Annotated in this window: 24 protein-coding genes and 1 pseudogene; 8 read left to right on the top strand and 17 right to left on the bottom strand. The window is 69.9% G+C overall.

All coding sequences use genetic code 11. The annotated features are described in order from the left end of the window. Positions 1 to 284 precede the first annotated feature (284 nt). Both AC0VYD_RS10040 and AC0VYD_RS10035 read left to right on the top strand, forming a co-directional pair. On the top strand, positions 285 to 1,166 hold the full coding sequence (locus AC0VYD_RS10040; protein ID WP_475479604.1) for a sugar nucleotidyltransferase: 882 nt from the start codon (positions 285 to 287) through the stop codon (positions 1,164 to 1,166). Positions 1,167 to 1,335: 169 nt separating this feature from the next. Next, positions 1,336 to 2,214, top strand: a pseudogene (locus AC0VYD_RS10035) (IS5 family transposase). 15 nt (positions 2,215 to 2,229) lie between these two features. Here the strand turns inward: AC0VYD_RS10035 and AC0VYD_RS10030 are convergent. The 5 genes from AC0VYD_RS10030 to AC0VYD_RS10010 form a co-directional block, all read right to left on the bottom strand. Further along, positions 2,230 to 3,099 (bottom strand): class I SAM-dependent methyltransferase, encoded by an 870-nt coding sequence (locus AC0VYD_RS10030; RefSeq protein WP_475479603.1) that lies wholly within the window; start codon positions 3,097 to 3,099, stop codon positions 2,230 to 2,232. A gap of 60 nt (positions 3,100 to 3,159) precedes the next feature. Then, complete coding sequence (gene rfbB / locus AC0VYD_RS10025) at positions 3,160 to 4,146, bottom strand: dTDP-glucose 4,6-dehydratase (protein WP_475479602.1); 987 nt, start codon at positions 4,144 to 4,146, stop codon at positions 3,160 to 3,162. A 135-nt stretch (positions 4,147 to 4,281) separates the two neighbouring features. Further along, entirely contained in the window at positions 4,282 to 5,409 is a 1,128-nt protein-coding gene (locus AC0VYD_RS10020) for a trans-sulfuration enzyme family protein (protein ID WP_475480233.1), read from the bottom strand. A gap of 1 nt (position 5,410) precedes the next feature. Next, complete coding sequence (locus tag AC0VYD_RS10015) at positions 5,411 to 6,694, bottom strand: aminotransferase class V-fold PLP-dependent enzyme (protein WP_475479601.1); 1,284 nt, start codon at positions 6,692 to 6,694, stop codon at positions 5,411 to 5,413. Positions 6,695 to 7,032: 338 nt separating this feature from the next. Next, a complete protein-coding gene (locus AC0VYD_RS10010; protein WP_475479600.1) occupies positions 7,033 to 7,716 on the bottom strand; it encodes a winged helix-turn-helix transcriptional regulator in 684 nt (227 codons plus the stop codon). A 210-nt stretch (positions 7,717 to 7,926) separates the two neighbouring features. Between AC0VYD_RS10010 and AC0VYD_RS10005 the strand changes: the two genes are divergently transcribed. Beyond that, positions 7,927 to 9,405, top strand: a complete 1,479-nt coding sequence (locus AC0VYD_RS10005; RefSeq protein ID WP_475479599.1) for a TldD/PmbA family protein — start codon at positions 7,927 to 7,929, stop codon at positions 9,403 to 9,405. A 49-nt stretch (positions 9,406 to 9,454) separates the two neighbouring features. Then, positions 9,455 to 10,870 carry a metallopeptidase TldD-related protein gene (locus AC0VYD_RS10000; RefSeq protein ID WP_475479598.1) on the top strand — a complete coding sequence of 472 codons (1,416 nt, stop codon included), beginning with the start codon at positions 9,455 to 9,457 and terminating at the stop codon, positions 10,868 to 10,870. Between the two features lie 31 nt (positions 10,871 to 10,901). Here the strand turns inward: AC0VYD_RS10000 and AC0VYD_RS09995 are convergent, their stop codons facing one another. Beyond that, complete coding sequence (locus tag AC0VYD_RS09995) at positions 10,902 to 11,666, bottom strand: hypothetical protein (protein ID WP_475479597.1); 765 nt, start codon at positions 11,664 to 11,666, stop codon at positions 10,902 to 10,904. Between the two features lie 108 nt (positions 11,667 to 11,774). On the opposite strand from AC0VYD_RS09995, the gene add reads away from it, so the two are divergent. After that, complete coding sequence (gene add / locus AC0VYD_RS09990; RefSeq protein WP_475479596.1) at positions 11,775 to 12,860, top strand: adenosine deaminase; 1,086 nt, start codon at positions 11,775 to 11,777, stop codon at positions 12,858 to 12,860. Here the strand turns inward: add and AC0VYD_RS09985 are convergent. From AC0VYD_RS09985 to AC0VYD_RS09960, 6 genes are all read right to left on the bottom strand, one after another. After that, positions 12,832 to 13,098, bottom strand: a complete 267-nt coding sequence (locus AC0VYD_RS09985; RefSeq protein WP_475479595.1) for a MoaD/ThiS family protein — start codon at positions 13,096 to 13,098, stop codon at positions 12,832 to 12,834. The genes add and AC0VYD_RS09985 overlap by 29 nt on opposite strands. A 14-nt stretch (positions 13,099 to 13,112) precedes the next feature. Further along, positions 13,113 to 13,967, bottom strand: a complete 855-nt coding sequence (locus AC0VYD_RS09980; protein WP_475480232.1) for a formylglycine-generating enzyme family protein — start codon at positions 13,965 to 13,967, stop codon at positions 13,113 to 13,115. A 169-nt stretch (positions 13,968 to 14,136) separates the two neighbouring features. Next, complete coding sequence (locus AC0VYD_RS09975; protein WP_475479594.1) at positions 14,137 to 14,733, bottom strand: SRPBCC family protein; 597 nt, start codon at positions 14,731 to 14,733, stop codon at positions 14,137 to 14,139. A gap of 152 nt (positions 14,734 to 14,885) precedes the next feature. Continuing rightward, positions 14,886 to 15,620: a class I SAM-dependent methyltransferase gene (locus AC0VYD_RS09970; RefSeq protein ID WP_475479593.1), complete on the bottom strand. Its 735-nt coding sequence runs from the start codon at positions 15,618 to 15,620 to the stop codon at positions 14,886 to 14,888. Positions 15,621 to 15,757: 137 nt separating this feature from the next. After that, positions 15,758 to 16,600 (bottom strand): ABC transporter permease, encoded by an 843-nt coding sequence (locus AC0VYD_RS09965; RefSeq protein ID WP_475479592.1) that lies wholly within the window; start codon positions 16,598 to 16,600, stop codon positions 15,758 to 15,760. Next, positions 16,597 to 17,580 carry an ATP-binding cassette domain-containing protein gene (locus tag AC0VYD_RS09960; protein WP_475479591.1) on the bottom strand — a complete coding sequence of 328 codons (984 nt, stop codon included), beginning with the start codon at positions 17,578 to 17,580 and terminating at the stop codon, positions 16,597 to 16,599. The genes AC0VYD_RS09965 and AC0VYD_RS09960 overlap by 4 nt, the downstream gene beginning before the upstream one ends. 282 nt (positions 17,581 to 17,862) lie before the next feature. Here AC0VYD_RS09960 and AC0VYD_RS09955 point away from each other — a divergent pair, with 282 nt between their 5' ends. After that, entirely contained in the window at positions 17,863 to 19,113 is a 1,251-nt protein-coding gene (locus AC0VYD_RS09955) for a macrolide family glycosyltransferase (RefSeq protein ID WP_475479590.1), read from the top strand. Between the two features lie 44 nt (positions 19,114 to 19,157). Then, complete coding sequence (locus AC0VYD_RS09950; RefSeq protein WP_475479589.1) at positions 19,158 to 19,556, top strand: ArsR/SmtB family transcription factor; 399 nt, start codon at positions 19,158 to 19,160, stop codon at positions 19,554 to 19,556. Between the two features lie 15 nt (positions 19,557 to 19,571). Here the strand turns inward: AC0VYD_RS09950 and AC0VYD_RS09945 are convergent, their stop codons facing one another. After that, entirely contained in the window at positions 19,572 to 20,297 is a 726-nt protein-coding gene (locus AC0VYD_RS09945; protein ID WP_475479588.1) for a DUF899 family protein, read from the bottom strand. Between the two features lie 267 nt (positions 20,298 to 20,564). On the opposite strand from AC0VYD_RS09945, the gene AC0VYD_RS09940 reads away from it, so the two are divergent. Next, on the top strand, positions 20,565 to 21,491 hold the full coding sequence (locus AC0VYD_RS09940) for a homocysteine S-methyltransferase family protein (RefSeq protein WP_475479587.1): 927 nt from the start codon (positions 20,565 to 20,567) through the stop codon (positions 21,489 to 21,491). Positions 21,492 to 21,709: 218 nt separating this feature from the next. Here AC0VYD_RS09940 and AC0VYD_RS09935 read toward each other — a convergent pair whose 3' ends face one another. The 4 genes from AC0VYD_RS09935 to AC0VYD_RS09920 all read right to left on the bottom strand — a co-directional run bounded on the left by AC0VYD_RS09935 (position 21,710) and on the right by AC0VYD_RS09920 (position 25,812). Then, complete coding sequence (locus tag AC0VYD_RS09935; RefSeq protein WP_475479586.1) at positions 21,710 to 22,984, bottom strand: ABC1 kinase family protein; 1,275 nt, start codon at positions 22,982 to 22,984, stop codon at positions 21,710 to 21,712. Between the two features lie 9 nt (positions 22,985 to 22,993). Beyond that, positions 22,994 to 23,653 (bottom strand): YncE family protein, encoded by a 660-nt coding sequence (locus tag AC0VYD_RS09930; RefSeq protein ID WP_475479585.1) that lies wholly within the window; start codon positions 23,651 to 23,653, stop codon positions 22,994 to 22,996. Further along, a complete protein-coding gene (locus AC0VYD_RS09925) occupies positions 23,650 to 24,543 on the bottom strand; it encodes a methyltransferase domain-containing protein (RefSeq protein WP_475479584.1) in 894 nt (297 codons plus the stop codon). Before AC0VYD_RS09925 ends, AC0VYD_RS09930 begins: the two co-directional genes overlap by 4 nt. 72 nt (positions 24,544 to 24,615) lie before the next feature. Beyond that, positions 24,616 to 25,812: a DUF6004 family protein gene (locus tag AC0VYD_RS09920; RefSeq protein WP_475479583.1), complete on the bottom strand. Its 1,197-nt coding sequence runs from the start codon at positions 25,810 to 25,812 to the stop codon at positions 24,616 to 24,618. Positions 25,813 to 25,850 lie beyond the last annotated feature (38 nt).

Below are 25,850 nucleotides of genomic sequence, written 5' to 3'. Positions count from 1 at the left end.
CGAGGAGGGGAGGGGCCAGCCGGCCACGACGAGTTCACGCCAGTACCGGGCGGTCTCGTACTTCGGCACCACCGGCGGCGCGGCGGACGACCGCGCGCGGTAAACGCGGCGCCGCCGACCGTACCGGGCCTCACGTCGTATCGGCTCCGGTATGGGTGCCGAGCGCTGGCCGGTGGCCGCCGACGTCGAATCACCCTCGAGGCGACCCGTCTTCCCTTGCCCCGCTCCGCAGGAGCTTCGTTTCCTCCCGGCCTGCACGCCGGGATATCCACGAAGGAGTCCCGATGAAAGGCATCGTCCTCGCGGGAGGCAACGGCAGCAGGCTCTCCCCTCTGACCAAGTCGATCTCCAAGCACCTGCTCCCCGTCTACGACAAGCCCATGATCCACTATCCGCTCGCGACGCTCATGGAGATGGGCGTGCGTGAGATCCTGCTGGTGTCGACACCGCACGACCTGCCCCGGTACCAGCTCCTGCTCGGCGACGGGCACCGGCTCGGGATCGACATCTCCTACGCCGCGCAGGCGGAACCGAACGGGCTGGCGGAGGCGTTCACCATCGGCGCCGGCTTCGTGGGCTCGGACGACGTCGCGCTCGTTCTGGGCGACAACCTGTTCCACGGCCCCAGCCTGCCCCAGCGGCTCCGGGAGTCAGCCGAGGACCTGGACGGGTGCGTCCTCTTCGGTCACCGGGTACCGGACCCCCACCGCTACGGGGTGGCGGAGGTGGACCCCCGGGGCGTGCTCCGGTCCATCGAGGAGAAACCCGCACGCCCCCGTTCCCACCTGGCGGTCACCGGGCTCTACCTCTACGACAACGACGTCCTGGACATCGCCGCCGGGGTCAAGCCCTCCGACCGGGGGGAACTGGAGATCACCGACGTCAACCTGGCCTACCTCCAACAGGGCCGGGCACGGCTCGTGGACCTGGGCCCCGACGTGCTGTGGATGGACGCGGGGACCGAGGACTCCCTGTTGGAGGCGGCCCTGCTGGTGCGGGAGACCGCGCGCCGGGAGGGGGTACGCGTCGCCTGTCTGGAGGAGATCGCCCTCCGCGAGGGATACATCGACGTGGAAGGCTGCCTTGCCCTCGCCAGGGAGATCGGGCCGTCTCCCTACAGCGAGTACGTCGTGCGTGCCGCGGCGCGCGGCCTCGTCCACCGCTGACGGGGTGCGCGGGCCGCGCGCCGGACCCGCTGGGGCCTGTTTGGCAACTGGTGCGATCAGGGGCAAAAGCACCGATCCGGTAACACCAGGCGTGTCACCCCGCACATAGGCGAAGCCTTCGGTAGACGAGTCAACGACCAAGAAGACCAAGCCCACCGAAGGCTTCGCTGTGACCCTACCCGGCCCCGGACGCGGTGACCTCACCGACACCCAATGGGCACTGCTCGAACCACTCCTGCCCACCCCACCACCGGCCGCCCGCCCTCACGCTCCAAAAGCCGACTGATCAACGGCATCCGCTGGCGGGTACGGGTCGGCGCTCCCTGGCGAGACGTACCCGAACGCTACGGGCCCTGGCAGAGCGTCTACGGCCTCTTCCACCGCTGGAGCCGCAACGGCACCTGGACCCAGATGCTTACCGGCCTGCGCCCAAGAGCCGACCCAGCGGGACTGATCACCTGGGACATCAACGTGGACTCCACCGTGGTGCGTGCCCACCAGCACGCCGCCGGGGCCGCGAACAGAAGGGGAAGGCCAAGATCACGAAACGGTCGAGCCCGACGATCACGGGCTGGGCCGCTCGCGCGGGGGTTTGAGCACGAAGACCCATCTGGCCTGCGAACAGGGCCAAAAGCCGATGTCGGTGGTTCTCACCAGCGGGCAGCGGGGGGATGCACCGCAGTTCGAGCCGGTGGTGGAGGGTATCCGGGTGGCCGGACATCGGCGGAGCGGGCCCGCGCACACCAGGCCGGTGCGGGTGCGCGCGGACAAGACCTACAGCTCGAAGAAGATCCGTTCCTACCTGCGTAGACGCAAGATCGCGCACACGATTCCCGAGCCCGTGGACCGGATGCGTAACCGCAAGCGCAAAGGGAGGCGGGGCGGGCGCCCGCCGGCCTTCGACAAGGTCGATTACCGGGCCCGTCACGCGGTGGAGTGCGGGACCAACCGGCTCAGACGCTCCCGGGCGGTGGCCACGCGCTATGACAAGCTCGCGCTTCGCCACGAGGCCACCGTCCAGATCGCCGCCATCAACGAATGGCTCTGACTTGCCAAACAGGCCCTAGGAAACCCGTGTCACCGCGCGCAGGCAGTACGTCGTCGAGGGCAGCGTGAGGCCGTCAGCGGCAGCGTAGGCGGCCTCGGCTTCCTCGGCGACCGCCCGCCAGACCTCGGGGGCGTCCTCGGTACCGTACCTGTCGCGTACGCGCGCCATCAGCGCGGGCGGTGCCACGGAACGGGTGAACTCCGCGTAGTCCGCGCCCGTCGCCAAACGGAACGGCACCACGATCTCGGTGACCGTCACCTCGCCGAACCCCGCCTCCCGCAGTTCGGCGGCTGACCGATCCGGATCGGCCATGGTGAACGGCCCGGGAGCGCCGGGTGGGGGCGGCGGGAGTTCGAGGAGGCGGCCGATCACCCCGTAGCCGAACGACATCATCGGCGCCGACCCCGGCGGCCCCCAGACGGCGGCGGCCAGGCGTCCGCCGGGCACGAGCAGCCGGGCGAGCGCGCGCATCATGCCCACGCGGTCCACCGCGAACGACAGCCCCCACCGGCTGAGAAGCACGTCGAAGGAGGCCGGCCCGTGGTCGATGTCCTCCAGGTCCGCCACGGCGAATCCGACGTTGCTCCGGCCGGCGGCCCTGCGAGCCGCGACCTCCAGCATCTCCGGAGAGATGTCGACACCGAGAACGCTCCCGTCCGGGCCGACCGCCTCGGCGGCCGTCAACGCGGGTTCCCCCAGGCCCGTGGCAACATCAAGCACCCGCTGACCCGGCCGGACACCGCCAAGGTCCAGGAGGTGGTCCGTCACCCGGGCCGCGCCCTGTTCGAAGGTGTCGAACACGACCTCCCATCCCGGACTGATGGCGTCCCAGGTGGCACGCTGTTCGCTTTTGAGGCGGTGCGGATCGGGGTCGTGCACGGACATGTGATACCTCCTGGGGCGCAGCGGACGTTACGGGAGAACGGGGGGCGTGCGGGCCCCGGGTCAGACGGGGGCGGCGCCCACGGAGTCCCGCCACCAACGGCGGTGGGTCCGGTACCAGTCGACCGTGTCGGCCATACCGCGCGCCAGATCGACGGTCGGCCGAAAGTCCAGTTCCGAACGGATCTTGGCCCAGTCCACCGAGTAGCGGCGGTCGTGCCCCTTGCGGTCCTCCACGTGACGGACCCGTTCCCAGCCCTTCCCGCAGGCAGCGAGCAGGACGCCGACCGTCTCCCTGTTGGTCAGCTCCGTGCCGCCGACGTTGTAGACCTGCCCGCCGCGGCCACGCAGGAGGACGCGCTGCACCGCGTCGCACAGGTCGTCCACGTGGATCCACTCGCGCACGTGCGCGCCGTCGCCGTAGAGAGGCACCTCTCCGCCCTCCAGGAGGCGGGTGACGGACCGTGCGACCAGCTTCTCCGGGAACTGGTAGGGGCCGTAGGCGTTGCAGCTGCGGAGGATCCGCACGTCCAGGCCGTGTGTCCGGCTGTAGGAGAGCGCCAGCAGATCCGCCGCCGCCTTGGACGCGGCGTAGGGCGAGCTGGGGCGCAGCGGGGACTCCTCCGTGCAGGAACCCGAATCCACCGAGCCGTAGACCTCGTCGGTGGAGACCTGGACGAAGGGGCCGACTCCGTACTCGCGGCAGGCGTCGAGCAGTGTCTGGGTACCCAGGACATTGGCCTCGACGAAATCCCGTGCCGCGAGGATGGACCGGTCGACGTGCGACTCGGCCGCGAAGTGGACGATCGCGTCGTGCGAGCGGACGAGCTCCCGGACCACGACGGCGTCCGTGGTGTCACCCCGCACGAAGGTGAACCCGGGTGCGGCCTCCACCGCTTCGAGGTTGGCCGTGTTCCCGGCGTAGGTGAGCTTGTCCAGCACGGTGACCCGACTCGGCCCGGGCCATGGGTCCGGTGAGGGGGGCGCCAGCAGGCGCCGAACGTAGTTCGAACCGATGAATCCGGCCGCCCCAGTGACGAGGATCCTCATACGCCGACCCGCCTCGCCCGATCGGCTTCGCGCCGGTCCGTGATCGGGGGGAGGGCCGCTTCCCCTCCCGCTCCGGTCTCCGGCCTCCTGTTAGCCTCCACACACCTCACCCCTCAGCGTCGTGGCGCGCCCCGGTCACACCGTGGCGCGCAGTGCCGTCAACAGGTCCTCGACCAGGTCCGCGGCGTCCTCGATCCCCGCCGACACCCGGACGAGGCCGTCGGTGATCCCGAGCTCCAACCGCGTACCGCGGGGTATCCCCGCGTGCGTGGACCGCGCAGGGCACTGGATGAGCGACGCGACCCCGCCCAGACTCACCGCGCAGGAGTGGAACCTCAATCGGCTGAAGAGCCGATCCGGTTCGACCGGGCACTCGAAGGCGAGGATGGAACCGGGCCCGGACATCTGTCTCTCGGCCACCTCGTGCTGCGGGTGCTCGGGGAGTCCCGGGTACCGGACGGCCCCGGTGAGGCCCGAGTCCCGCAGTGCCTCGGCCACCGCACGCGCGTTGGACACCTGTCGGACCACCCGCAGGGAGAGCGTCTTCAGCCCCCGGTGCACCAGGTAGCAGTCGTGCGGTCCGGGAACGTTGCCGACGGCGGTCCGGTAGGAGAGCAGCCGCTCGTGCAGTTCGGCGTCCCGGTACACGAGGGCGCCGCCGAGCGCGTCACTGTGACCCGCGATCGACTTGGTCGTGCTGTACAGGCTCACATCGGCCCCCAGGTCGAGCGGTCGCTGGAGCACGGGGCTGGCAAGCGTGTTGTCCACCACGACGACCGCCCCCGCCGCGCGGGCCCGCGGGCACACCTCGGCCAGGTCGGCGATCTTCAGCAGCGGGTTGGTCGGAGCCTCGATCCACACCAGGTCCGGTCCCCGTTCCAGGGCCGTGCGCAGGGCGTCCGGATCGGTGAGGTCCACATGGTCTACGGTGATCCCCCTGCGGCCCAGGAGGGCGAACAGGGCGCGAGTGCCGCCGTAGACGTCGTCGGAGGCGACCACTCGGCCGCCCCGGGGGACGACCGAGAGCACGGCGTCCCCCGCTGCCTGCCCGGAGGAGTACACGGTGGCGAAGGGCGCCTCCTCCAGTGAGGCGAGTGTGTGTTCCAGCGCCTCCCGGGTGGGGTTCTCCCCGCGGGCGTAGAAGTAGCGCGGTGGGTCCTGGTGACGCAGGTCGTAGGTCGTGGAAACGTGGATGGGTGGCACTGTGGCCCCGGTTCCGTCGGGGTCCCGTCCGCTTTGGACCAGCCGGGTGTCGAACCGCATCTCAGAGAAACCGGCTGTCTGGGTGGTGTCTGGTCCACTCACCGGGACTGACCGTTTCCAGTGCCCGGGCGAGGAGGTCGACCTCCTCCACCGTGTTGTAGACCCCGAAGGAGACACGGACCGTGCCGAGCAGACCCAGGTCGTCGAGGAACGTGCTGGCGCAGTGCACCCCGCTGCGGACCGCGATCCCGTGTCGGTCGAGGTGTCCGCCGACGTCGTAGGGGTGGACCCCCTCGACCAGGAAGGAGACGATACCGCTGGGGTCGGCCGCCGGGTCCCCGACGACCCGTACCCGGTCGACGCCCTCCAGGGACCGAACGGCGTGGCGGACCAGTTCGGCGTCGTGTCGGCGCACGGCGTCCCAGCCGAGGCCGCTGACGAAGTCAAGAGCCGCGACGAGGCCGATCGCGCCCGCCACGTCCGGGGTTCCCGCCTCCAGAACGGACGGAGTCGGCACGTAACGGACGGGCGCGTCGTGCTCGACGCCCTTCACGGTCCCCCCGCCCACCTGGTAGGGCGGCAGCTCGGCCAGGAGCTCCCGTCTTCCGTAGAGGACCCCGGTACCCGTCGGCCCGTAGACCTTGTGCCCGGAGAAGCAGTAGAAGTCGGCGTCGAGTTCGCCCACGTCGACCGCACGGTGCGGGACGGCCTGCGCTCCGTCGACCACGATGGGAACGCCGTCCCTGTGGGCGTCGGCGATCATCTCGCGGACGGGGTTGACGGTGCCGAGCACGTTCGAGACGTGGGCGATAGCCGCCAGTCGCACGCGCGGCCCCAGGGCGGCACGGAAGTCCGCCGCCGCGACGCGGCCGTCCGGTCCGACGGGGACGACAACCAGTTCCGCGCCGCTGCGCTCGCAGAGCCTGCGCCACGGAAGCAGGTTGGAGTTGTGCTCCATAGCACTGACCAAGACCTGGTCCCCGGCGCCGACGACCTTGGCACCGAAGGTGTCGGCCAGCAGATTCGTCGCCGCTGTCGTCCCCTGGGTGAACACCACCTCGTCCGCGTGGCGGGCTCCCAGGGCGGCGCGCACGCGTTCACGGGCGCCCTCGTACAGTTCGGTCGCGTTCAGGCTGAGCCGGTAGTGACCGCGGCCGATGTTGCTGTTGTCACGGGAGTAGTAGCCGACGATCGCGTCCAGCACGGTGTCGGGCTTCTGCGTAGTGGCCGCGTTGTCCAGGTAGGTGAGGGCGGCACCGCCCGGGCGGGTGGACAGGATGGGAAACCGGCTCCGGACCGCCTGGCCCACCGTGCTCCGGGTGCCCGTGGGGACGAGTCGGCTCATCGTGCCACCTCCGCCCCGGAGGAGGTTCCGTCACCCGAGAAGAAGCCAAGGTAGTTTATATAACTATAGTTAACTTGATGCCATCCCAGGGGCCCGACGAGCACCCCCGCAGAGGAGGCGAAAACACACCCCATCGGGAGACTCGGGTCGACACCTGACCTTGCCTGGGCCTTTCGGAACGCGCCAGCCACGCCGCAGCCACCATCCTCCACGTCGACAGTCACGGGGACACTGCCAACACGATGGCATAAGAGAATCTGTTTTTAAAGCACATTGAAGAAAAAGGGACAAAGCAACCCAGGACGCCAGGTGGCGCGTCGGATACCGGGCGCCGGCGCTCAGACCGACTCGCGCACCTGTCCCCGCGGATCCTCGCTCCCGACCAGGCCGAGCAGTTCCATGACCCGCTGGACGCACTCCTGGTCGCCTTCCAACGAAAGCCGGCCACCGACCACGGCCATGATCGGGCTGAGGTTGCCGGAGCCGATCTCGACGAAGGTCCGCGCATCGGTGACCGCGAGCATGGTCGGCGACTCACAACGGCCGTGATGGGTGGTGGCCCTGCCCCCCTCCACACGGATGTGGAAGTCGGCCCCGTCCACCCGGAACTCGTAACTCTCGTCGAACGGCCCGACACGCGACTGGTCGATCATGGACTGGACCGCCAGAAAACCCCAGTGGGGCCGCACCTCTTGACCCGTGTCGGGGGGGTCGAGGTGGCTCAGGCCCCAGCGGGCGAGCTGGAGCACGGGTTCGCGCAGCAGCTCACCGTGCGCGGTGAGCTCGTAACCGCGCTCGTTGGCGCCCTCCGCCCGCCGCACCACACCGCTCTCCGTGAGGAACTTGAGCCGTTCGGCCAGGAGGTTGGTGCCGATGCCGGGCAGGGACTCCAGCAAGTCCCGGTACCGGGCGGGGCCCAGCAGGAGCTCACGCACGACGAGCAGGGTCCAGCGCTCCCCGATGACGTCCAGCGCCGAAGCCAGGCCACAGTACTGGTTGTACCTACGGCGCGTTCGAGACATCGGAGACCACCTTAAACTCATAGTGATTTCACTTTCTAATCACATACTACTTCATTCTTGCGCACCTTGGTCGGCCCGCCATACGCGCTACCTGGGGAGAGGTCCGCGATCACCTGACCGGGGCCCGGCGACCCCTCGCGCGACCTCCGGGGGATCGCTAGGTTCTGCGCTGACGGCGACACAACCCGGGAGGGGTACGTGCCAGGCTCAGTGGATCAGGAGCTTCTCCGCCTCCGCCCTCGGGAGACGGCGGATGCCGCCCTGGCGCGCGCGGCGCGACTGGGCGCCGACCACACGTCCGTACGCGTCGAGCGAACCCGCCGTTCGGCGGTCTTCCTCCGTGACGGAGCACCGTCGAACAGCTCCGACTCCACGGAGACCGCGGTGGCGGTGCACGTCCTGCACGGGGGAGGGACCGGCTTCGCTTCCCGCACCGCCCCCGGCCCGCGGAACGCAGCGCTGTGCGCGGAACGCGCGATGAGCCTGGCGAAGGCGGCCGCGAGGACGGGCCGGGGCGGGGCGGACCCGGTCGACGAGCCGGTACACCGAGAGACCTGGCGCTCCCCCTACGCGGTGAACCCCTTCGACATCCCGTCCGGGGAGCGCACGGCGCTGCTGGCCGACTGGAGCCGGCGCCTGCTCTCCTCCCCCACCGTCTCCCATGTGTGGGCGATGCTCGCGATCACGGAGGAGAACAAGTTCTACACCGATTCGGCCGGGACCGAGACGATGCAGCGGCGCGTGCGGACGCATCCCATGCTCGTGGCGGTGGGAACGCATCCTCGCACGGGCCGGGCCGCCAGCCTGCGCACACTCGGGGGCCCCAGCGGACAGGGGTGGGAATACCTCTCCGGTACCGACTGGGACTGGGAGGCCGAACTCTCCGAACTGCCCGGGCACCTGCACGACAAGCTGCACCAGTCGCCGGTCGAGCCGGGCCGCTACGACCTGGTCATCGACCCCTCCAACCTCTGGCTCACCCTGCACGAGTCCGTGGGCCACGCCACCGAGCTCGACCGGATCCTCGGACATGAGGCCGGGTACGCGGGCACCTCCTTCGTCTCCCCCTCGGATCTGGGCACCCTGCGCTACGGGTCGGACCTGATGAACGTCCGGGCGGACCGTACGGCGCGCAGCGGACTGGCCACGGTCGGGTTCGACGACGAGGGTGTGGCGGCGCAGGAATGGCCCTTGGTGGAGGAAGGCGTACTGGTCGGACTCCAGCTCGACCGCAAGGGCGCACGGGCCGTCGGCCTACCGCGGTCCAACGGTTGCTCGTACGCGGAATCGGCGGCGCACTCCCCGCTTCAGCGCATGCCGAACGTCTCGCTCGGGCCCGCCCCGGAGGGCCCCTCGACCCCGGACCTGATCGCCGGAGTGGACAGCGGCATCTACGTCGTGGGGGCAGCGGGCTGGTCGATCGACATGCAGCGCCGCGACTTCCAGTTCACCGCGCAACGCTGTTACCGCGTCCGCGGCGGAAAGATCGCGGAACCGGTGGGCGACGTCGCCTACCGGGGGACCACCCAGGACTTCTGGGCTGCGCTTTCGGCCCTCGGGGGCCCGCAGACCTACAGACTCTTCGGGGCCGACCTGTGCGCCAAAGGGCAGCCGATGCAGTCGGCAGCGGTCAGCCACGGCTGCCCCAGCGCCCTGTTCGAAGGCGTGGACGTGCGGCGTTCCGTCTGACTTCGCGTGCGGTCCGCGAGTTCGAGGAGCCAGAGCACAAGGAGGAGAAGTGGCCGACCGTACCCCGCAGGAAACCGCCGAGAGGGTCTTGGCGGACTGCCGTGCTGACGCGTGCGTCGTCATAGTGGACCAGACCGGCGAGACCCACCTGCGATGGGCGGGCAACACCGTGACCGCCAGCGGAAGCGCCGAGGGAGGGCGCACGACCGTCATCGCCATGCGGGAGACCCGGGAGGGGACCGCGGCCGGGGTCGTCTCCCACAGCGGCGTACACGACGTGGACACCTCCCGGATCGCGGCGGAGGCGTGGCACGCCTGCCGACGGAATCCGGTCGTCGAGGGCGCCCCCGCCGTACCCCGCCGGCACGAGGCCCCGGCCGGGTCCGCCACCGGCTGGAGCTCCCCCGCGCCGTGCCAGCCCGAGGAGCCGCTCGGTACCGTACCCGATGAGCTGCGCTCCGCCTTCGCAAGGGCCCGTGCGCGGAAGCTCCTGCTCCACGGTTACGCCGAGCGGCACGTGCGGACGACCTACCTGGCCTCCTCCACGGGGGTACGGCTTCGGCACACACGGCCCACCGCTCTCATGGACCTCACCACACGCGGCACCGACGACCCTGCGACCTCCTGGATCGGTGACAGCGCGACCATCACCCCGGAATCACCCTTTCCCGAGGGGTGGGTCACGGCCATGGACGACCGTCTGAGCGCGCGTCCGCGCCGCGCCCGCCGCGCCGAGCTCCCACCTGGACGCTACGAGGTCATCCTGTCCCCTTCGTGTGTCGCGGACCTGATGCTGCACGTGTACGGAGAGCTGGACGCGGATGACGCGCTGCACGGCCGTACCGTCTTCGGCCGACCCGGAGGAGCAACCCGGCTCGGTGAACGGCTCACCTCCCAGCCGCTGTCCCTCAGCAGCGACCCCGGCCTGCCTGGCCTGGAGTCGGTACCCTTCGTGGTGGCCCGGGGAGCCGACGGTGCCGCGTCGGTCTTCGACAGCGGGCTCGGGCTGGGGACGACGCAGTGGCTCGCGGACGGCGTACTGAACGCCCTCGTGCACGACCGCAGGTCAGCCCTGGCGGCCGGGGTCCCGGCCACCCCGAGGATCGACAACCTGCGGCTGGAGGGTCCGGCGGACGCCCCGCCGCTGGCCCGCATGGTGGGGTCCACCCGGCGCGGCCTGCTCGTGACCAGCCTGTGGTACCTGCGCCAGGTGGACGCCGCCTCGCTGCGGCTGACCGGCCTCACCCGGGACGGGGTGTACCTGGTGGAGGACGGCGAGATCACCGGGACGGTGGGCAACTTCCGGTTCGACGAGAGTCCGGTGGGGATGTTGAAGCGGGTAACGGAGGTGGGCCGGACCACCAGAACCCTGCCGAGGGAATGGGGCGGCTGCTCCGTACGGACGGCCATGCCCGCGCTCCGGGTCGCCGACTTCCCGTTGTCGACCGCGACCGCCTCGGTCTGACCCGGGTCGGCCGTACCTCCGCGGGATCGCCTCAGCGCTGCGGGCTCCGCCGGAAAAGGGCGAGGAAGCCCCGCAGGAGCCCGGGGTCGAGCGCGACGACCTTCTGCTCCGGATAGGGGCGCTCCGACGGCGGAAGGTATCCGGTCTCGCCGATTCTCGGCAACCGTCCCCGGGCGTCGGCCAGATGGGGCCCGTAGTAGAACCAGCAGATCTGTGCCACCTGCTCGGCGAACAGCACCGGGCGCACCTGTTCCGGATACATCCGCATATGGAGGTAGGAGGCGCGGAACTCCCCTTTGGGGCCGAAGCTGTTTCCGTGCATCACGTGCCCGAAGACGTCGTGGACGGCTCGGAAGACGTCGTTGTGGGTGAACCGCACACCGTCGATCCGCACCGGTGAGAGCTCCCGCATCGGGTGGGCCCGGTGGTCCTCGCCGGGACCGTGGCCGGAGCTGGTCAGGTAGACCCGGAGTACCCCGGTGGAGAGGACGCTGCGCCGCAGGTGCCCTGATCCCTGGTAGGGCTCGTCCGAGTCCCGCAACGGCCTGACTCGGAGACCGGCGCCGGTCATCGCTCGGAACTGTGCCAGGCTCTCCCGCTGGAGGCTGCGGTAGCAGCGCAGCAGCCAGGGGGGCGGGGGCCCCACGGGAGCGCGGTGGAAGTGCTCAGCCACCCTCCGGCAGTACTCCTCGTCCCAGTCGAGCCGTGTCCGCGGAAACCCCCGCAGGTCGTTGTGGTCCCCCGGGAAGCGTCGCCGCAAATAGTTCTCAGCGACCGCTTCGAAGTCGAACCGCACCCGGAAACCTCCATCCGGCGGACATGACCGTCCCACGACCACACGACTCTTTTACTACTATAGTGTATAGCGAATTCTAGACACGTAGTTCAACTCGGGGGGCCATGCTTGCCGCAGCCGACACACGCCGGGGAAGCCTTCGGCCTCGACGCCCTCCTGACCGCCCTGCCCAAGGTGGACCTCCACCTGCACCTGCTGGGAGCCGCGACACCGGAGACCGTGGCGCGCCTGGCCGCCCGCCGTCGCGGACACGAGGTGCCCACCGACGCCGACGGTGTCCGCCAGTACTTCGCCTTCACGGGGTTCGCTCACTTCATCGAGGTCTACACAGCGGTCAACTCGCTGGTCACCAGTGCCGCTGATGTGGAGGACCTCGTCTGCGGCCTCGGCCGTTACCTGGCCGGGCACGGCGTCTGCTACGCGGAGGTGACCGTTACGCCGCTCTCCCACCTGCGCCGAGGGCTGCGGCCCGACGCGCTCGCCGGAGCCCTGAGCCGGGGCCGGGCCCTGGTCGCCGAGCGGCACCGGGTCACGGTGAACTGGATCTTCGACGTCTCCGGTGACCACGGCCCGGAAGGGGCCCTCGCCACCGTGGACTGGACGGTCCGGTACCGGCCGGAGGGAACGGTGGGCTTCGGGTTGGGCGGCCCCGAGGCCGTAGCTCCCCGCGCCGTATTCCGTGAGGCCTTCGACAGGGCCAGGGCCCACGGACTGCACAGCGTGCCGCACGCCGGGGAGACGACCACGGCCCGTGAGGTGAGGTCGGCGGTGCAGGACCTGGGCGCGGAACGGATCGGCCACGGGATCCGGGCTGCCGACGACCCCGCACTGCTGGAACTCCTCGTCGAACGGAACGTGACCCTGGAGGTGTGCCCGACCTCGAACCTGCGCACCGGGGCCGCTGACTCCCTGGACTCCCACCCACTGCCGGTGCTCCTCGACGCGGGGGTCCCGGTGACGCTGGGAAGCGACGATCCGGCCATGTTCGGTACCGACCTGGAGAACGAGTACCGGCTCTGCGCCCGGCGGTGGGACCTCTCCCCCTCCCGAATAGTGGATCTGGCCGAGACCGGAGTGCGTGCCGCGTTCTGCGGGCAGGACCAGCGGGAGCGGATGCTCGCCGACATCGCGCGGGTGCGCGCGCGCCTTGAGGGCAGGGCCGGGGTCAGCCGCCGGCCAGGGGCGGAACGATAGTGACGGTCGTGCCAGGCCGCACCTGGGCCAGGGCCCTACGGCCGCGGGGCACGAACTCGTCGCCCAGGTAGACGTTGAAGTAGCCCAACGGCTCACCGTCCCTGCCCAGCAGCCGGTGGCGGTAGCTGGGCTGGTCGGCGGCGAACTCCTTCAGGACGTCGTTCAGCACGCCCTCCCTCGCCTCGAACCTCGTCTGCCCGCCCTGGGCCCAAGCCGATGACAGCACGATCGTGACCATTGCCGCTCCCTTCCTTACGCGTCCCGGGCGCACCGGAACCCCGTCGCGAAGTTGGACCATCCGTCCGGGTCTCCGTACATCCGCTCGGCGCACCGCGCCTGATAACGGAAGTTCATCCACGAACCACCTCGAATCACGTGGTAGCGCCCCACGATCATGCGCAGTGTGGCGTCGCACTCCGCCGTCTCGTCGTAGAGGTGGGCGACAGTCGAGTTCCACTCATAGACGTTGCCGGCCATGTCCGAGCAGCCGAAGTAACTGTCGCCCACCGGTCCGAACGCTCCGACGGCCGTCGTCCGCGGTAGCGGACCGACCTCGGAACGGACCGATTCCCACCACCGCCGCCACTGTCCCGGAGAGTGGAGGCGACCGGCGTGGTACTCGGCGGTGTTGGCGTTCTCCCGACGCCAGTCGTTACCCCAGGGCCAGAGGCGGAAGTCGGGGCCCCGTGCGGCGAACTCCCACTCCGCCTCGGTCGGGAGCCGTTTCCCGGCCCAGGCCGCGTAACTGCACGCGTCCTCGAAGGAGACGTGGACGACCGGATGGGCGCCGTATCCCTCGACCCGCCCCTCGCCCGCCGGGCTGTGCCAGCAGGCCCCGACCCGTTCCTCCCAGTAGTCGGCGCCGTAGACCATGCCCCGGCCCGTGCGCTCGGCCAGGGTGCGGTAGCCGGTCTCCCGGACGAACTCCGCGAACTCGTCGACGGTCACGGGGCACCGGTCGATCCAGTAGGGCCGCAGGGTCCGCGTCAGTTGGGGCGTCTCGTCACCGAACCACTCGCTGGGGAAGGGCTGGCTCTCGCGCTCCAACCAGTCGAGGACCCACGGAGGCGAGCCCATCGGGAACGTTCCTCCCGGCACCTGCACCATCTCGCCCATTCGACCTACCCCATACCGTAGGACAACACGGAAAATTACTATAATTATATATAGCAAATGAGCTGTCCGCCACACCTCCGTCGACCCCGGACACGCTTCGGCCCCGGTCTTCGGCCCCTCGGGGCCGAAGACCGGGGCCGAAGACCCCAGACGCCGGAGGTCAGGCGTTCTTGACGGAGCGCGAAAGGGCGACCTCGACGGCCCTGGCCCAGAGGGCCCCCCGCTCGGCCGCGCGCTTCTCCAGCTCGGGAGTGAACTCGAACCACTCCGAGGTCGGGGCGTCCGGCGTCTCACCCTTGAGGTAGCCCTCCAGGAAGTCGAGCGGCATCTCCCAGCCGACTCCCACCCCCCAGTCCCCGGTCTCCGGATTGTTGACCAGGAAGGACTCGCTCACCGAGGCGTGCTCCAGCTCCAGGACCGTGCCGCCGCCCTCGGCCTCGGACAGGCGCAGCTCCACGTAGGCCGCCGGATCGTCCCCGTACTCCCAGGTGAGCGCGAGGCGTCGGGGAGCCTCGCACTTCAGGATGCTGCCACTGGCGTTGCCCTCCAAGGCGAAGTTCCCGCCGGCCCGGAGGTCGCCGGCCGGCTCCATGAACCACCTGTTGATGCGCTTGGGATCGGTACAGGCATCCCAGACGTCCTGCACGGGCGCAGCGAAGGTCCGGCGAATCAGCGCGGTGTGGGCCTCGCCCGCGGCGATCGTACGCCGACCGACCTCACGATAGGTCTCGGCGGGCGCGCTCTTGGTCTCGGTCATGGCTGTCCTCACTCCTTTCCGTCGGAGCGCCGCCTGCGACGGCGGCCTCCCCGTTGTCGGCATTGTGCATCAAGCGCTTATATAAGTCAACTCTAATCTATGCACGTCCGGGACGCCTCAGCCTCTCCCGAAGACCGTGCGTACCGGAACGTTCACCTCCTGACCCCGACGAACAGCCCGCGCCCGGTCAGCCACCCCCCGTGGTACTCGACGTCGCACCCGGACCGCGCGAACGCCGACCGGTACTCGGCTTCGGTGAACATCATCAGATGCTCGACCTCGGTGAACGTGGTGACACCCGAGGGCTCGGCAACGGTCCAGTGGGCCTCCAGACGGGTGGCCCGCCCCTCCCTGCGGGAGTGGGAGACGCGAGCGATGATCCGACCAGCCCCCCGGACGAGGTCCCCGGCGACGTGCCCCTCGAGGAAGCGCTCGGGAAACCACCAGGGCTCGACGACGAGCACACCGCCCACCACCAGGTGGTCAGCCATACGGCGAACGGCCCGGTGGAGTTCCGAGACGTCTTTGACGTAGTTCACCGAGGTGAAGAGGCAGGTGACCACGTCGAAGGATCGACCGAGCTCGAAGTCGCGCATGTCCCCGGGATGGATCGGCACCGACGGCAGCCGACGATGGGCGTACTCGCGCATGGCCGGGGAGATCTCCAACCCCTCGACCCGGTCGAACTGCCCGGCGAGCGCCTGAAGGTGCGCACCCGTGCCACAGCCGACGTCGAGCAAGGAGGAGGCACCGGGGAGGACACACCCGACCCTGCGGGCCACGTCCCGTGCCTCGGCCTCCCAGTCCTTGCCGCGGGCCCGGTACACGCGCTCGTAGACTTCGGCGTGCTCCGGCCCGAATGCCTCGACCTCTGGGGACGCGGGCATCGCTCCTCCTTCGTCCGCGCCGGGAGCGTTCCCGGGCACGGGGACGGGAGTCCGGTGGTCGTACGTGGCCCGGCAGGACCGTACCACCGGCCACAACGTCTCAACTTGCTATCGCTCTATCAAGCACATATGTGCGCTTACCGCTGCTTCCGGTTGTAGAAGAACATCGTGAGCGGCGCGAACAGCAGGATCAGGGCCGCGCAGGCGACGAACCCCCCGAGCAGCTCCCCCGGTGTCACGGAGCCGTGCATGAGGCCCCGGACCACGGTCGTCGCGTGGCTGACGGGGTTGGCCGAGACGACCGCGCCCAGCCACGAGGGCATGGTGTCCGGATCGACCAGGATGTTGCTGCCGAAGACCAGGAGGAACTGGAGCGGGAAGGTCGCGCCCTGGACCGCGGTCGGCGTGCGCATCATGACGCCGAACAGTGTCCAGACCCAGGCCAGGCTGAAGGTGAAGAGCTGGATGAAGAGCAGCGCCAGGAGCACCCCCAGCAAGCCGCCCTCGGGCCGAAAGCCAAGGAGCAGCCCCAGGAGCAGGGGGACGACCGAGGCGACGGCGTAACGGACGACGTCGCCGAGCATCGAGCCGACCAGGACCGCCGGCCTCCAGATGGGCAGTGAACGGAACCGGTCGAAGGTTCCCTTGTGGATGTCCTGGTTGAGCGTGATCCCGGTGTACATGCTCGTGAGCGCCACGGCCAGGACCACGACACCCGGCAGGAAGTACTGCAGGTACTGCGCGGGGGACCCCGACATCGCGCCGCCGAACAGGTACGTGAACAGCAGCGTGAACATGATCGGGAAGATGATCGCGTCACTGAGCTGGTCGGGAACGTGCTTGATCTTCAACAGCGCCCGCCAGCCGAAGGCCAGTGACGCGGCCAGCGGCCCCGGCCGGCTCGGGCGCTCCGAACCCACCAGCGCCCGGTGCAGGGCGGTGGACTCGCCGTCGCTGACGGGTGTGACGGGGGCGCTCATCGGACCGCCTCCTCTTCCTCTCGTTCGGTGATCGTGGCCTTGTTCCCGGTCATCGCGAGGAAAGCCTCGTCCAGGCTCGGCCGGTCGGCGGCGAACTCGCTCACCTCGACCCCCTGCTGGGAGAGCCGGGAGACGGCCTCCGCCGCGCGTTCTGGTTCGGCGATGGCCACCGACAGGCGGCCCGCCTCCGGATCCCAGGAGGACCGGGCCCCGAAGTCGCGCAGCAGGAGCTCCTCGGCATCGTCCCGGCGCTGCGGGTCGCGCAGCCCCAGGCGCAGCGTGACGTTGCCCGCGGCCTCCCTGATCTGCTTCGGCGTTCCCCGGGCCACCACCCGGCCCCGGTCGATGAGGGCGATGTTGCGCGCCAGGCAGTCGGCCTCCTCCAGGTACTGCGTGGTGAGCAGGACCGTCGTCCCCGTCTCGACCATCACGCGGATGATGTCCCACACCTGGTTGCGGCTGCGCGGGTCGAGTCCGGTGGTCGGCTCGTCCAGGAAGAGCAGGTCCGGAGTGACCACGATGCTGGCCGCGATGTCGATACGGCGCCGTTCTCCGCCGGAGTAGGTGCGCAGCAGGCGCTCCGCGGCCTCAGTCAGGTCGAACGCGTACAGGAGCTGTTCGGCTCGCTCCCGGGCGGCACCGCGCCGCAGGCCGCGCAGCAGTCCGGCCAGAACGAGGTTCTCCCGGCCGGTCAGCTCCTCGTCCACGGTGGTCGACTGCCCGGTCAGGCTGAGCCTGGAGCGCACGGTGTCGGCCTCGGCCACGACGTCGTGTCCCAGGACTCGCGCGACACCGGAGTCCGGCCTGATCAGCGTACTGAGCAGGCGAATCGTGGTGGTCTTTCCGGAGCCGTTGGGTCCTAGCAGGCCGTAGACGGAGCCGCGTGGGACGTTCAGGTCGAGTCCGTCGACGGCCCGCGTGGAAGCGAAGCCCTTCTTCAGGTCCACCGTCTCGATGGCGGGACCCGAGTCCGAAGTCATGGTCGTCCTCCTCTGGGGTGGTGGTGCGATGCGGCCGACCGCGGCACCCACGCTGAACACGCTGGTGCCGACTCACCGGGAAGCCGACCCCGCGAACGGAGCCGGGATCTCGCGCTCCGCAGCTGACGGCAATCATAGAAGCGCTTACTTATATAAGTCAATCTTGCAGCTCTGATCGCCCGAAGGCGTGCGGCACGAACCATGTACACCCCTATTAACTTCATATATTTATAGTTATCTTGAGGTGGTCCCCGCCAGACCACACCACCGCCGAGGGAAGCCATGCGACCACTTCACATCCTGTGCCTCAGCGTCCAGGGACACGGCCACGTCCATCCGACACTCGACCTGGTCAGGGAGCTGACCGACCGGGGCCACAGGATCACCTACGTGACCGGCGCGATGTTCACCGACGCCGTGGAGTCGGCCGGGGCGACGCTCGTCCCCTACCAGTCGGTCTTCGACGACCTCCACGTTCCAGACCTGGTCGAGCAGGACGACGCCGAGGCCCGGATGCACTCGCTGCACCTGCGGGAGAACCTCGCGATCCTGCGCGCCGCGGAAGCCGCGTTCGACGACGATCCCCCGGACCTGGTGGTCTACGACGTCTTTCCCTTCATCGCGGGCCGACTGCTCGCGGAGAAGTGGCGCCGACCCGCTGTGCGCCTGTCGCCGATCTTCGCCGCGAACGAGCACTACTCCATCTACGAGGCGCTGTGGCGGGTCAACGGGTTCCGCCACCCGGCGGAGGTGACCGGATTCGCACCGGAGATCCGGGAGGTCTTCGCGGAGTTCGGAGACGAGCACCGCTCGATCAGGTCGTTCTGGGACGAGGTCGAGGACCTCAACATCGTGTTCCTCCCCCGGTCGTTCCAGATCGCCGAGGAGACGTTCGACGATCGCTTCGTCTTCGTCGGCCCCTCCTCACCGCCCCTCGCGGAGACGGCCGGCTGGCGGCCGCCCGAGGACGGGGCGCCTGTCCTGCTCGTCTCCCTGGGCAACCAGTTCAACGAGCAGCCCGAGTTCTTCCGCGCGTGCGCTGAGGCCTTCGCCGACTCCGAGTGGCACGTGGTCCTGGTGATCGGCCAGTTCCTCGACCCCTCGGCACTGGGTGAGCTCCCCGAGCGCACCGAGGTTCACCCCTGGCTCCCCTTCGACGAGGTCCTGCCGCACACGACGGTCCTGCTGACCCAGGGCACGACGGGCGCGGTCATGGACTCGCTCCGCCACGGCCGCCCCCCGCTCGTGGCGCCCCACTTCGCGGCGGAGGCCCGCCCCTCAGCCGACCAGGTGGTCGACCTGGGACTCGGCCACCGCCTGGACCCGGGTGAGACGAACCCCCCAGGCATCGCCCGCGCCGTCCGTGCCCTGGCCGCCGACGCAAAGGCGGCGCACCGGGCCGCCGAGGCCCGTGCGGACATCCTCGGTGCGGGTGGCGCCCGTCGGGCGGCCGACGCCGTCGAGGAGTTCGCGACGGCGGCGGACCGCACCGCCGCCCCCGGGCCCGGGGGCGGCGGTCGGCCCCGGAAATAAAAAATCAGCTTTGACTTATATAAGCAGAACGCTAATATTGGAGTGTGCGCGCTTTCGACATACTCGGTGACCCCGTCCGCCGCCGCATTCTCGAACTTCTCGCCGACGGCGAACGAACCGCCGGCCAGGTCGGCACGGTGATCCAGGAGGAGTTCGGGATCTCCCAGCCCGCGGTCTCCCAGCACTTGAGGGTCCTGCGGGAGAACGGCCTCGTGACCGTCCTCGCCGAGGGGGCCCGGCGCCGGTACGCGGTGGACCCGTCCCCCCTCGAGGACGTCGACCTGTGGCTGGACCGCTATCGGAAGTTCTGGAACCGGCGGCTCGACTCACTGGGGTCCGAGCTGGAGCGCGGGCCGCTCGCGGGACAGGATCCCGAGGAGGAGGCCCGCGACCCACTCGACACCGAGCACATGACCCGCTCGGACCGGAACGAGACCGCCTGACCCGACCGCGGCACCTCACACCCCGTCGACGTAGGAGTTCTCCGCGTACCACCCGCCGCGCCCCGCTGGAAGCAGGTCGAGTACCTGCCAGACCGGAGAAAGCAGGTCGATGCCCCGTTCGGAGCGCGTCGGCGAGAGTTCCGGGCGCGCGCTGTAGTGGTGGCGCACCACACCCGCCTCTCGAACGAAGACCGACACCCCCGGGGCCTGCTCGCCCTCCCCGGTCTCCACCCCGAAGTCCTGGTTGAAGGTGTTCTCCAGACTGGAGAGCAGCCGCAGGCCGCCCCACCCCCGGTGCGCGCCCCAGGCCCGCAGCTCCTCCGCGCCGGCCTTGGCCACGACCGCGAACGCCGTGTGCCTCTCCAGGTGCGCGGCCACCCCCCGGAAGCCGTCGACCCACATCGAGCACATGGGACACGCCTGCCCGCTCCCCGGTTCGAACATCAGGTGGTAGACCACCAGCACCCCGTGCGCGCCGAAGGCGTCAGCCAACGTGACGTCGGCGGGGCCCTGCCGCCACGCCGGTCCTGCGGGCAGCTCCCGGAAGACGTACTCGTCCACGACCGCGCCCTCCGGCAGGGCGCGGCGCTCCGCGGCCACGCTCTCGGCGAGGTCGGAGAGTTCACGTTCCCGGCGCAGCAGGGAACGGCGCGCGGAGGCGTAGGCGGGGTCGGCAGTCGACGGCCACAGGACGAGACCGTCCTCCTCGTTCACGGAGGACCCGGTGAACTCCTGCTCCATTGCACTTCCCTTTCCAATATCGGACTATGTCCTCGTAGGGCGTCAAGGCCAACCACGAACCCGAGCCTCGAACCTCTGGCCCCTTGTTGACAAGAGGAACAAAGCGGACTCGGCTCTCCTCTTGGCCGCACAAACCCCCTCATGCTAGGGTCGATGATATATATTTTTAAACTTTTCGGGTCGGGTTTCGGGGAAATCCGCGACTCCGGCCGACGGGGCGCCCGACACCGTCCGGCGTACCGCCCCGGCGAGGTGAAGGGAGAGGGCATGAACGGTCCTCGGCGCCCGCGCGCGCCACGGCTGCTCGACGGCGGGCTGGCGACCGAGCTCGCGCGCATCGGCGAGCCCGTGGAGGCCCCGTGGTGGACCAACCGGTCCCTGTTGATCGGCTCCAGGCGCGAGCGCCTGTGGAGGGTCCACCAGGGCTTCCTCGAGGCCGGCGCGGACTTGCTCACCGCCAACACCTTCCGGTGCAACCTGCGGGCGCTGGACAGGCTGGGACTGGACCCGGGGTCGGGGAGGGCGTGGATGGTGCACGCCGCCCTGGGAACCGCCGGGAGCGCCGCGGAACGCTTTCCGGGGACGGACGTCATCGCCTCAGTCGGGCCGGTCGAGGACTGCTACCAGCCCGACGCGGTCCCCTCCGACGACGCGGTCCTGCGCGAGGAGCACCGCTGGCTGGCCACCGAACTCCGGCGCTGCGGAGTGGAGATCTTCCTGGTGGAAACGATGAATACCGTCAGGGAGGCCCGGATCGCGGTCGAGGAGGTCGTCGCTGTGGGCGGCGCTCCATGGGTGGGGTTCGTGTGCGGAGACGGCGCGACCCTGCTGTCCGGGGAGCCCCTGGCCGAGGCGGCACGGGCGGTCGTGGCGTCCGGGGCGGAGATGGTCAGCGTCAACTGCACCGCCCTGGAGCGGACCGAGGAGGCGCTGCGCGTCCTGCGTGCGTCGTACCCGGGCCCGCTCGGCGCCTATCCGAACATCGAGGACCGGCGTCCGGGCTCCTCTGCGGCGGGGCCCCTGGCGTCGTCGACGGAGCCGTCAGCCTTCGCGGAGACCATGATGCGCTGGACCGACGAGTTCGGGCTCGACCTCGTGGGCGGCTGCTGTGGGACGTCGTCCGCGCACATCGCCGCACTGGCCAGTACCCTGCGCGGGGAGTACGCCGCTGTCCCCGGCGGGACCCGGCCCTGAGGACGCCCCCGGGTCCCAGTGGTGGTCGCAGGCGCCCTGAGCGCCCCGGTCCAGACGCTGCCCGTGCACCCGCGCGAGTCGTTCCGCCGGTGCACGGCCCACTGGACCCGGGGCACGTCACTCGGGCACCGAACGGGCGCCCGCTCGCACTCGTGTGCTCGACGAGGTGTTGCGAGGCCCCTTGGGCCCGCCTTTCGGAGCGGGCCCGGTCGCGGGTCTCAGGCGGAGAAGAGCCCCTTGTTCAGCATGGGCTTGGCCGTCTCCTGGAAGTCGATCCCGGGGTGGAGCTCGCGGATCGTCCCCTCGATCACCAGGAGGGAGAGCAGGGGGAAGACGAGCTCAGCAGCGGCGTGCACCCCGTGCCTGCGTTGCAGGTCGAACATCTCGGTCGCGAAGGCGATGAGACTGAACTCCTCGGCCGAGAGTCCGTGGCTGCGGTGCACCAGGTCCGCCATGCGCACGGTGAAGTTCTCCAGGTCCGCTTCAGGACTCAGCCCGGTGGAGCTCTCGATGACGATCTCGGCGCAGCGCGTGCCGCGCCCGACGGCCATGTTCATGAAGAACTCGGCGAAGAGTCGTCGTAGCCGGTCGGAGAGCTGGACGCTGAACCCGGCGTCGAGAAGGACCACCTGCCCCGCCTCGGTGAAGTACATGTTGCCCCGGTGCAGGTCGCAGTGGACGAACCCGTCCACGAAGAGCATCCGGTAGACGGCGGTCAGACCGGACTCGGCGAACCCCTTGCGCAGCGCGGGCGAGCACGACCGGGGGGTTCGGGTGTCGAGGCCGGACACGAACTCCATCGCGATGCAACGGGGTCGGCACAGTTCCTCGTGGACCCTCGGCGCGCTCACACGCCGTACCGCGGAGAGGTTGCCGCGCAGCCGTCGGAGGGACTCCGCCTCACGCGGGAAGTCGAGTTGGCCCAGGACCGCGTCGGCGACCTGGCCCACGACCTGCACGACCGGCATCCCGTGGAGGAACGGCAGCCGAGCGGCCAGGGCGGTGCCCCGGCGTATCAGCCACAGGTCGCGTTCCATCACCTCGGGGACCCCCGGCCTGAGGACCTTGAGCGCCACCGCGCCCCGGGACTCGCTGTCGGCCCGGTAGACGCACGCGATACTGCCCCCGGCAACCGGACGGAAGTCGATCCATCGGAACAGGTCCCGCATCTCCTCACCGTAGATCTCGCGCAGGAGGCGTTCGCTGCGCGCCTCGTCCAGGGGGGCGACGTCGTCCTGCAGGCGGGAGAGCTCGTCGCACAGCCCCGGCGACAACACGTCCCTGCGGGTACCGAGCACCTGGCCGACCTTGACGAAGGCGGGTCCCAACCGCATCAGCAGTCCGGTCACACGACGGTGGAAGCGGCTGCGACCGCGGGCACGGCCGGCGACCGCGGCCACCGCCGCTCCCTCGACCGCCGCCGCGGGCAGTGCCACGGCCAGGGTGGAGACCACTCGCGCGGCCCGGCTCAGGTACTGGAGTTTTCGAGGCACAGGGCTCCCTCAGCTTCGCACTTCGTGGCCGGGCGACCTCCGGAAGCCCGGAAGTTCGACCGCCCGCAGCTGAAGCGTGTCGTCGTCGCAGTACCAGTGCAGCCTCCCGTCCCAGGTGAGAGCGCTCGGCCTCCCCCACACCGAGACGGTGAGGCGCCGGTGGTGCCCCTCTACGTCCAGAAGGGTGAGCCGCGACCTTTGGTGGTCTGCGTAGGCGACGAAGCCGTCGGAGACCGTCACGCCGGTCGGATGCCCGCCCACCTCGACCGTTTCCCACAGGGCGAGGTCGTCCAGTGAGCGAAAGTCCAGGACACCGAGATCCCCGTAGCTCAGCCAGATGCCATCACGGCCCGCTTCGAGCCCGGTGATGGAGTGGCCCGGACGGGGGTTGGGCGCCTCGTCGAGGGTGGCGCCGTTGCCGGGGTCCAGCAGCCGCAACCGGTCGTCATCCCCGACGACCTGGAGCAGCGCTCCACGCAGCGTGGTGAGGTCGGTGCTCATGTCGTCGCAGGAGATCTGGTGCACGACCTCGCCCGTATAGGGGTCGACCGCGCTGATACGCCGGGTGAAGCCCTCCGAGAACCAGAGGAACTGACCGAACCAGGTCAGACCGCAGGGGGTGAGCGCGTTCACGGGGAGGTCGCGGACGATACCCGCCAGAATGGTCATCGCGTCGGCCTCCCCCGGACGATCCGGCAGTCCATCCGCCACTCCATGACGTCGCGGACCGCGTCGGGCCGGTGCAGCCGGACCCTGAGGACATCGCCCTCGGAGACAGCGGTATGGCGCAGGGGCCAGACCCAGACACCCCAGTTACAGCCCGGGTAGGAGGGGAAGTTCGCCAGGGACAGGTCGGGGGTGAACCCCGCGGTGAAGGACCCCATGATGGCGTGGAGCCTGCCGGGGCGGACGACCCTCAGTTCGTGAACCTCCCCGAGGGTCGAGGGGCCCTTGGACCCCAGGGTGGAGGCGGCCACGGAGACGGGATCGCTCAACAGGGAGGGGTCCCGCTGAAAGAAGTGGAGCTGGGCCGCCGGTGCGGCGTGTTCCTGGACCACCGCCAGACTGTGGCCGAGGAAGCCGTCCGACCAGATGCCCCAGCCCTCGCCGTCGAACTGGATCGCCGTGAGCTCCGTGGTGAGGGTACGGGGTACGCACCGGCCCCCCTTGGCGAGGTTGGCCTCGGCGAACCTGGCGAAGGTCTCGGGCATCTCCTCCTCCGGGCCGAGGTTGCCCATGAGCTCGCCCACCACCACGTCGGCCGGTACGGGCAGGCGCACGGAGCGGGCGTCGCCCCGGACGACGGTGATCTGGTTTCGGAGTCCGTTGCTCTCGGCGATGCGCTCGGCGAGCGCTGCGGTCTCGGGGTCGCCCTCCACGGCGAACACGTGTTCCGCCCCGTGTCGGAGGGCCAGCATGCTCAGGGCGAGCGTGCCCGCGCCGAGGTCGGCGACGACGTCTCCCGGGGTGATCTCCTCGCGCAGGGCCCGGTCGTAGGCGTCCAGGCGCCTTCCGTCGGAGAGCATCACCTGGTGCATCAGCAGTGTCCGGCTGTCCACGGCGCCTCCTGTGAGCGGGCCTCTCCCGCGCGCCGTGCCGAGGCGCGCGGGAGAGGGTGGGGGTGGGTGAGGTCAGAGGTTGACGGCGGCGTGTTCGCCGACGACAGCCTCCCGCATGACGAGCCGGAGCCCGGTCAGGCGGGCCCTGGCCTCGTCCTCGGTGGTCACAAGGGCGGCGTCGGAACCGACCATGGACAGCTCCGTGCCCTCCGGGTCCAGGTCCGACAGGCGTCCGGCGACGTGGACCGGGTTCGCGGCGTACAGCACGCCGTGCGGCGTGACGACCTCGAACTCGGCGTCGAGATGCAGGTCACCCGGGTAGCGAACGCTGCTGAGGCTGTCCTCGGTACCGTCGCCCAGGGTGCCCCCGGACGGCCGCGGCCAGCTGGCCCGCAGCATGACCCTGCCACCGAGCTCCTCGCAGTGTCCCACCAGAGCGGTCCTGGCGAGCTGAGCGATGACGCCGCGGCCCTCGTCGTGCTTCTCAGGGCCGAACAGGAGGATCTCCGCACCTGCGGCCAGCTTGTGGTCACCGGTCACCTCGACGGTGACGGTGCGGCCGTTGACCTCCAGCTCCAGCTGACCCTCCATCGAGACCTGCATGATCATCGAGGGGTCGATCAGCATCGACATGCAGGCCGCGGGGCTGTCGGCGAAGAACACCGTGGGGGTGGTGCCGATCGGCTGGTTGTCGTCGGTCGACGGGTACCAGGCCTCGGGCAGGGTGGTGCCGCGGACGACACCCGGGGACTGCACCAGCTCCATGGGCTGGTCACCGCGCGGGTAACCCAGGTAGGGGCGGTTCAGGGGCTTCTGGAAGGGCGGAACCGAGTCGACGACGCCGTAGATGTCGATGACGTTACGGTGCACCAGCCGCATGCTGCTGGTCTCCAGGATGCCGAAGCGGCGGATGTGGAACTCGGCCGGGAAGTTGGTGCCCGGCGCGATCTGCCGCACGTGCCCCGTGTTGGGCAGAAGGGGGTTCGACAGGATCTGGATCCGGTCGTTCAACTCGTAGCTGAACCCCTTGATACCCACCTCGGGAGCGCTGATCAGCTCCGTGTCGAACTCGGCGTGCCCCTTGGCGTCCACCCGGTGCTCGAAGCCCGGCATGGGCCACTTGTTCATCTGGACGAAGCCGGAGAGGTTGATGGTCTCCCGCTTGCCGCCGTAGTAGTCATCGCCGTAGACGATGGTCGCGGCAGCCAGGATGTGCGGTCGGATCGGCTTGGGGGCCAGATCCAGCGATTCGTAGTTTTCCATGGCCATTGAGGACCTCCAACTCGATGCGCCGCCGATGAGCGGCA

It is taken from the genome of Nocardiopsis sp. iso_40 (genome assembly GCF_056173285.1).
Note: the sequence above shows the minus strand (reverse complement) of the source record. Positions and strands in the feature narration are given on the sequence as shown.

What these genes read in the sequence shown, in the direction of transcription:
- AC0VYD_RS10040 (WP_475479604.1), top strand. Translation starts at nt 285, where the DNA reads ATGAAAGGCATCGTCCTCGCGGGAGGCAACGGCAGCAGGCTCTCCCCT.
- AC0VYD_RS10030 (WP_475479603.1), bottom strand. Translation starts at nt 3,099, where the DNA reads ATGTCCGTGCACGACCCCGATCCGCACCGCCTCAAAAGCGAACAGCGT.
- rfbB (WP_475479602.1), bottom strand. Translation starts at nt 4,146, where the DNA reads ATGAGGATCCTCGTCACTGGGGCGGCCGGATTCATCGGTTCGAACTAC.
- AC0VYD_RS10020 (WP_475480233.1), bottom strand. Translation starts at nt 5,409, where the DNA reads ATGCGGTTCGACACCCGGCTGGTCCAAAGCGGACGGGACCCCGACGGA.
- AC0VYD_RS10015 (WP_475479601.1), bottom strand. Translation starts at nt 6,694, where the DNA reads ATGAGCCGACTCGTCCCCACGGGCACCCGGAGCACGGTGGGCCAGGCG.
- AC0VYD_RS10010 (WP_475479600.1), bottom strand. Translation starts at nt 7,716, where the DNA reads ATGTCTCGAACGCGCCGTAGGTACAACCAGTACTGTGGCCTGGCTTCG.
- AC0VYD_RS09985 (WP_475479595.1), bottom strand. Translation starts at nt 13,098, where the DNA reads ATGGTCACGATCGTGCTGTCATCGGCTTGGGCCCAGGGCGGGCAGACG.
- AC0VYD_RS09980 (WP_475480232.1), bottom strand. Translation starts at nt 13,967, where the DNA reads ATGGTGCAGGTGCCGGGAGGAACGTTCCCGATGGGCTCGCCTCCGTGG.
- AC0VYD_RS09975 (WP_475479594.1), bottom strand. Translation starts at nt 14,733, where the DNA reads ATGACCGAGACCAAGAGCGCGCCCGCCGAGACCTATCGTGAGGTCGGT.
- AC0VYD_RS09970 (WP_475479593.1), bottom strand. Translation starts at nt 15,620, where the DNA reads ATGCCCGCGTCCCCAGAGGTCGAGGCATTCGGGCCGGAGCACGCCGAA.
- AC0VYD_RS09965 (WP_475479592.1), bottom strand. Translation starts at nt 16,600, where the DNA reads ATGAGCGCCCCCGTCACACCCGTCAGCGACGGCGAGTCCACCGCCCTG.
- AC0VYD_RS09960 (WP_475479591.1), bottom strand. Translation starts at nt 17,580, where the DNA reads ATGACTTCGGACTCGGGTCCCGCCATCGAGACGGTGGACCTGAAGAAG.
- AC0VYD_RS09955 (WP_475479590.1), top strand. Translation starts at nt 17,863, where the DNA reads ATGCGACCACTTCACATCCTGTGCCTCAGCGTCCAGGGACACGGCCAC.
- AC0VYD_RS09945 (WP_475479588.1), bottom strand. Translation starts at nt 20,297, where the DNA reads ATGGAGCAGGAGTTCACCGGGTCCTCCGTGAACGAGGAGGACGGTCTC.
- AC0VYD_RS09940 (WP_475479587.1), top strand. Translation starts at nt 20,565, where the DNA reads ATGAACGGTCCTCGGCGCCCGCGCGCGCCACGGCTGCTCGACGGCGGG.
- AC0VYD_RS09930 (WP_475479585.1), bottom strand. Translation starts at nt 23,653, where the DNA reads ATGACCATTCTGGCGGGTATCGTCCGCGACCTCCCCGTGAACGCGCTC.
- AC0VYD_RS09920 (WP_475479583.1), bottom strand. Translation starts at nt 25,812, where the DNA reads ATGGCCATGGAAAACTACGAATCGCTGGATCTGGCCCCCAAGCCGATC.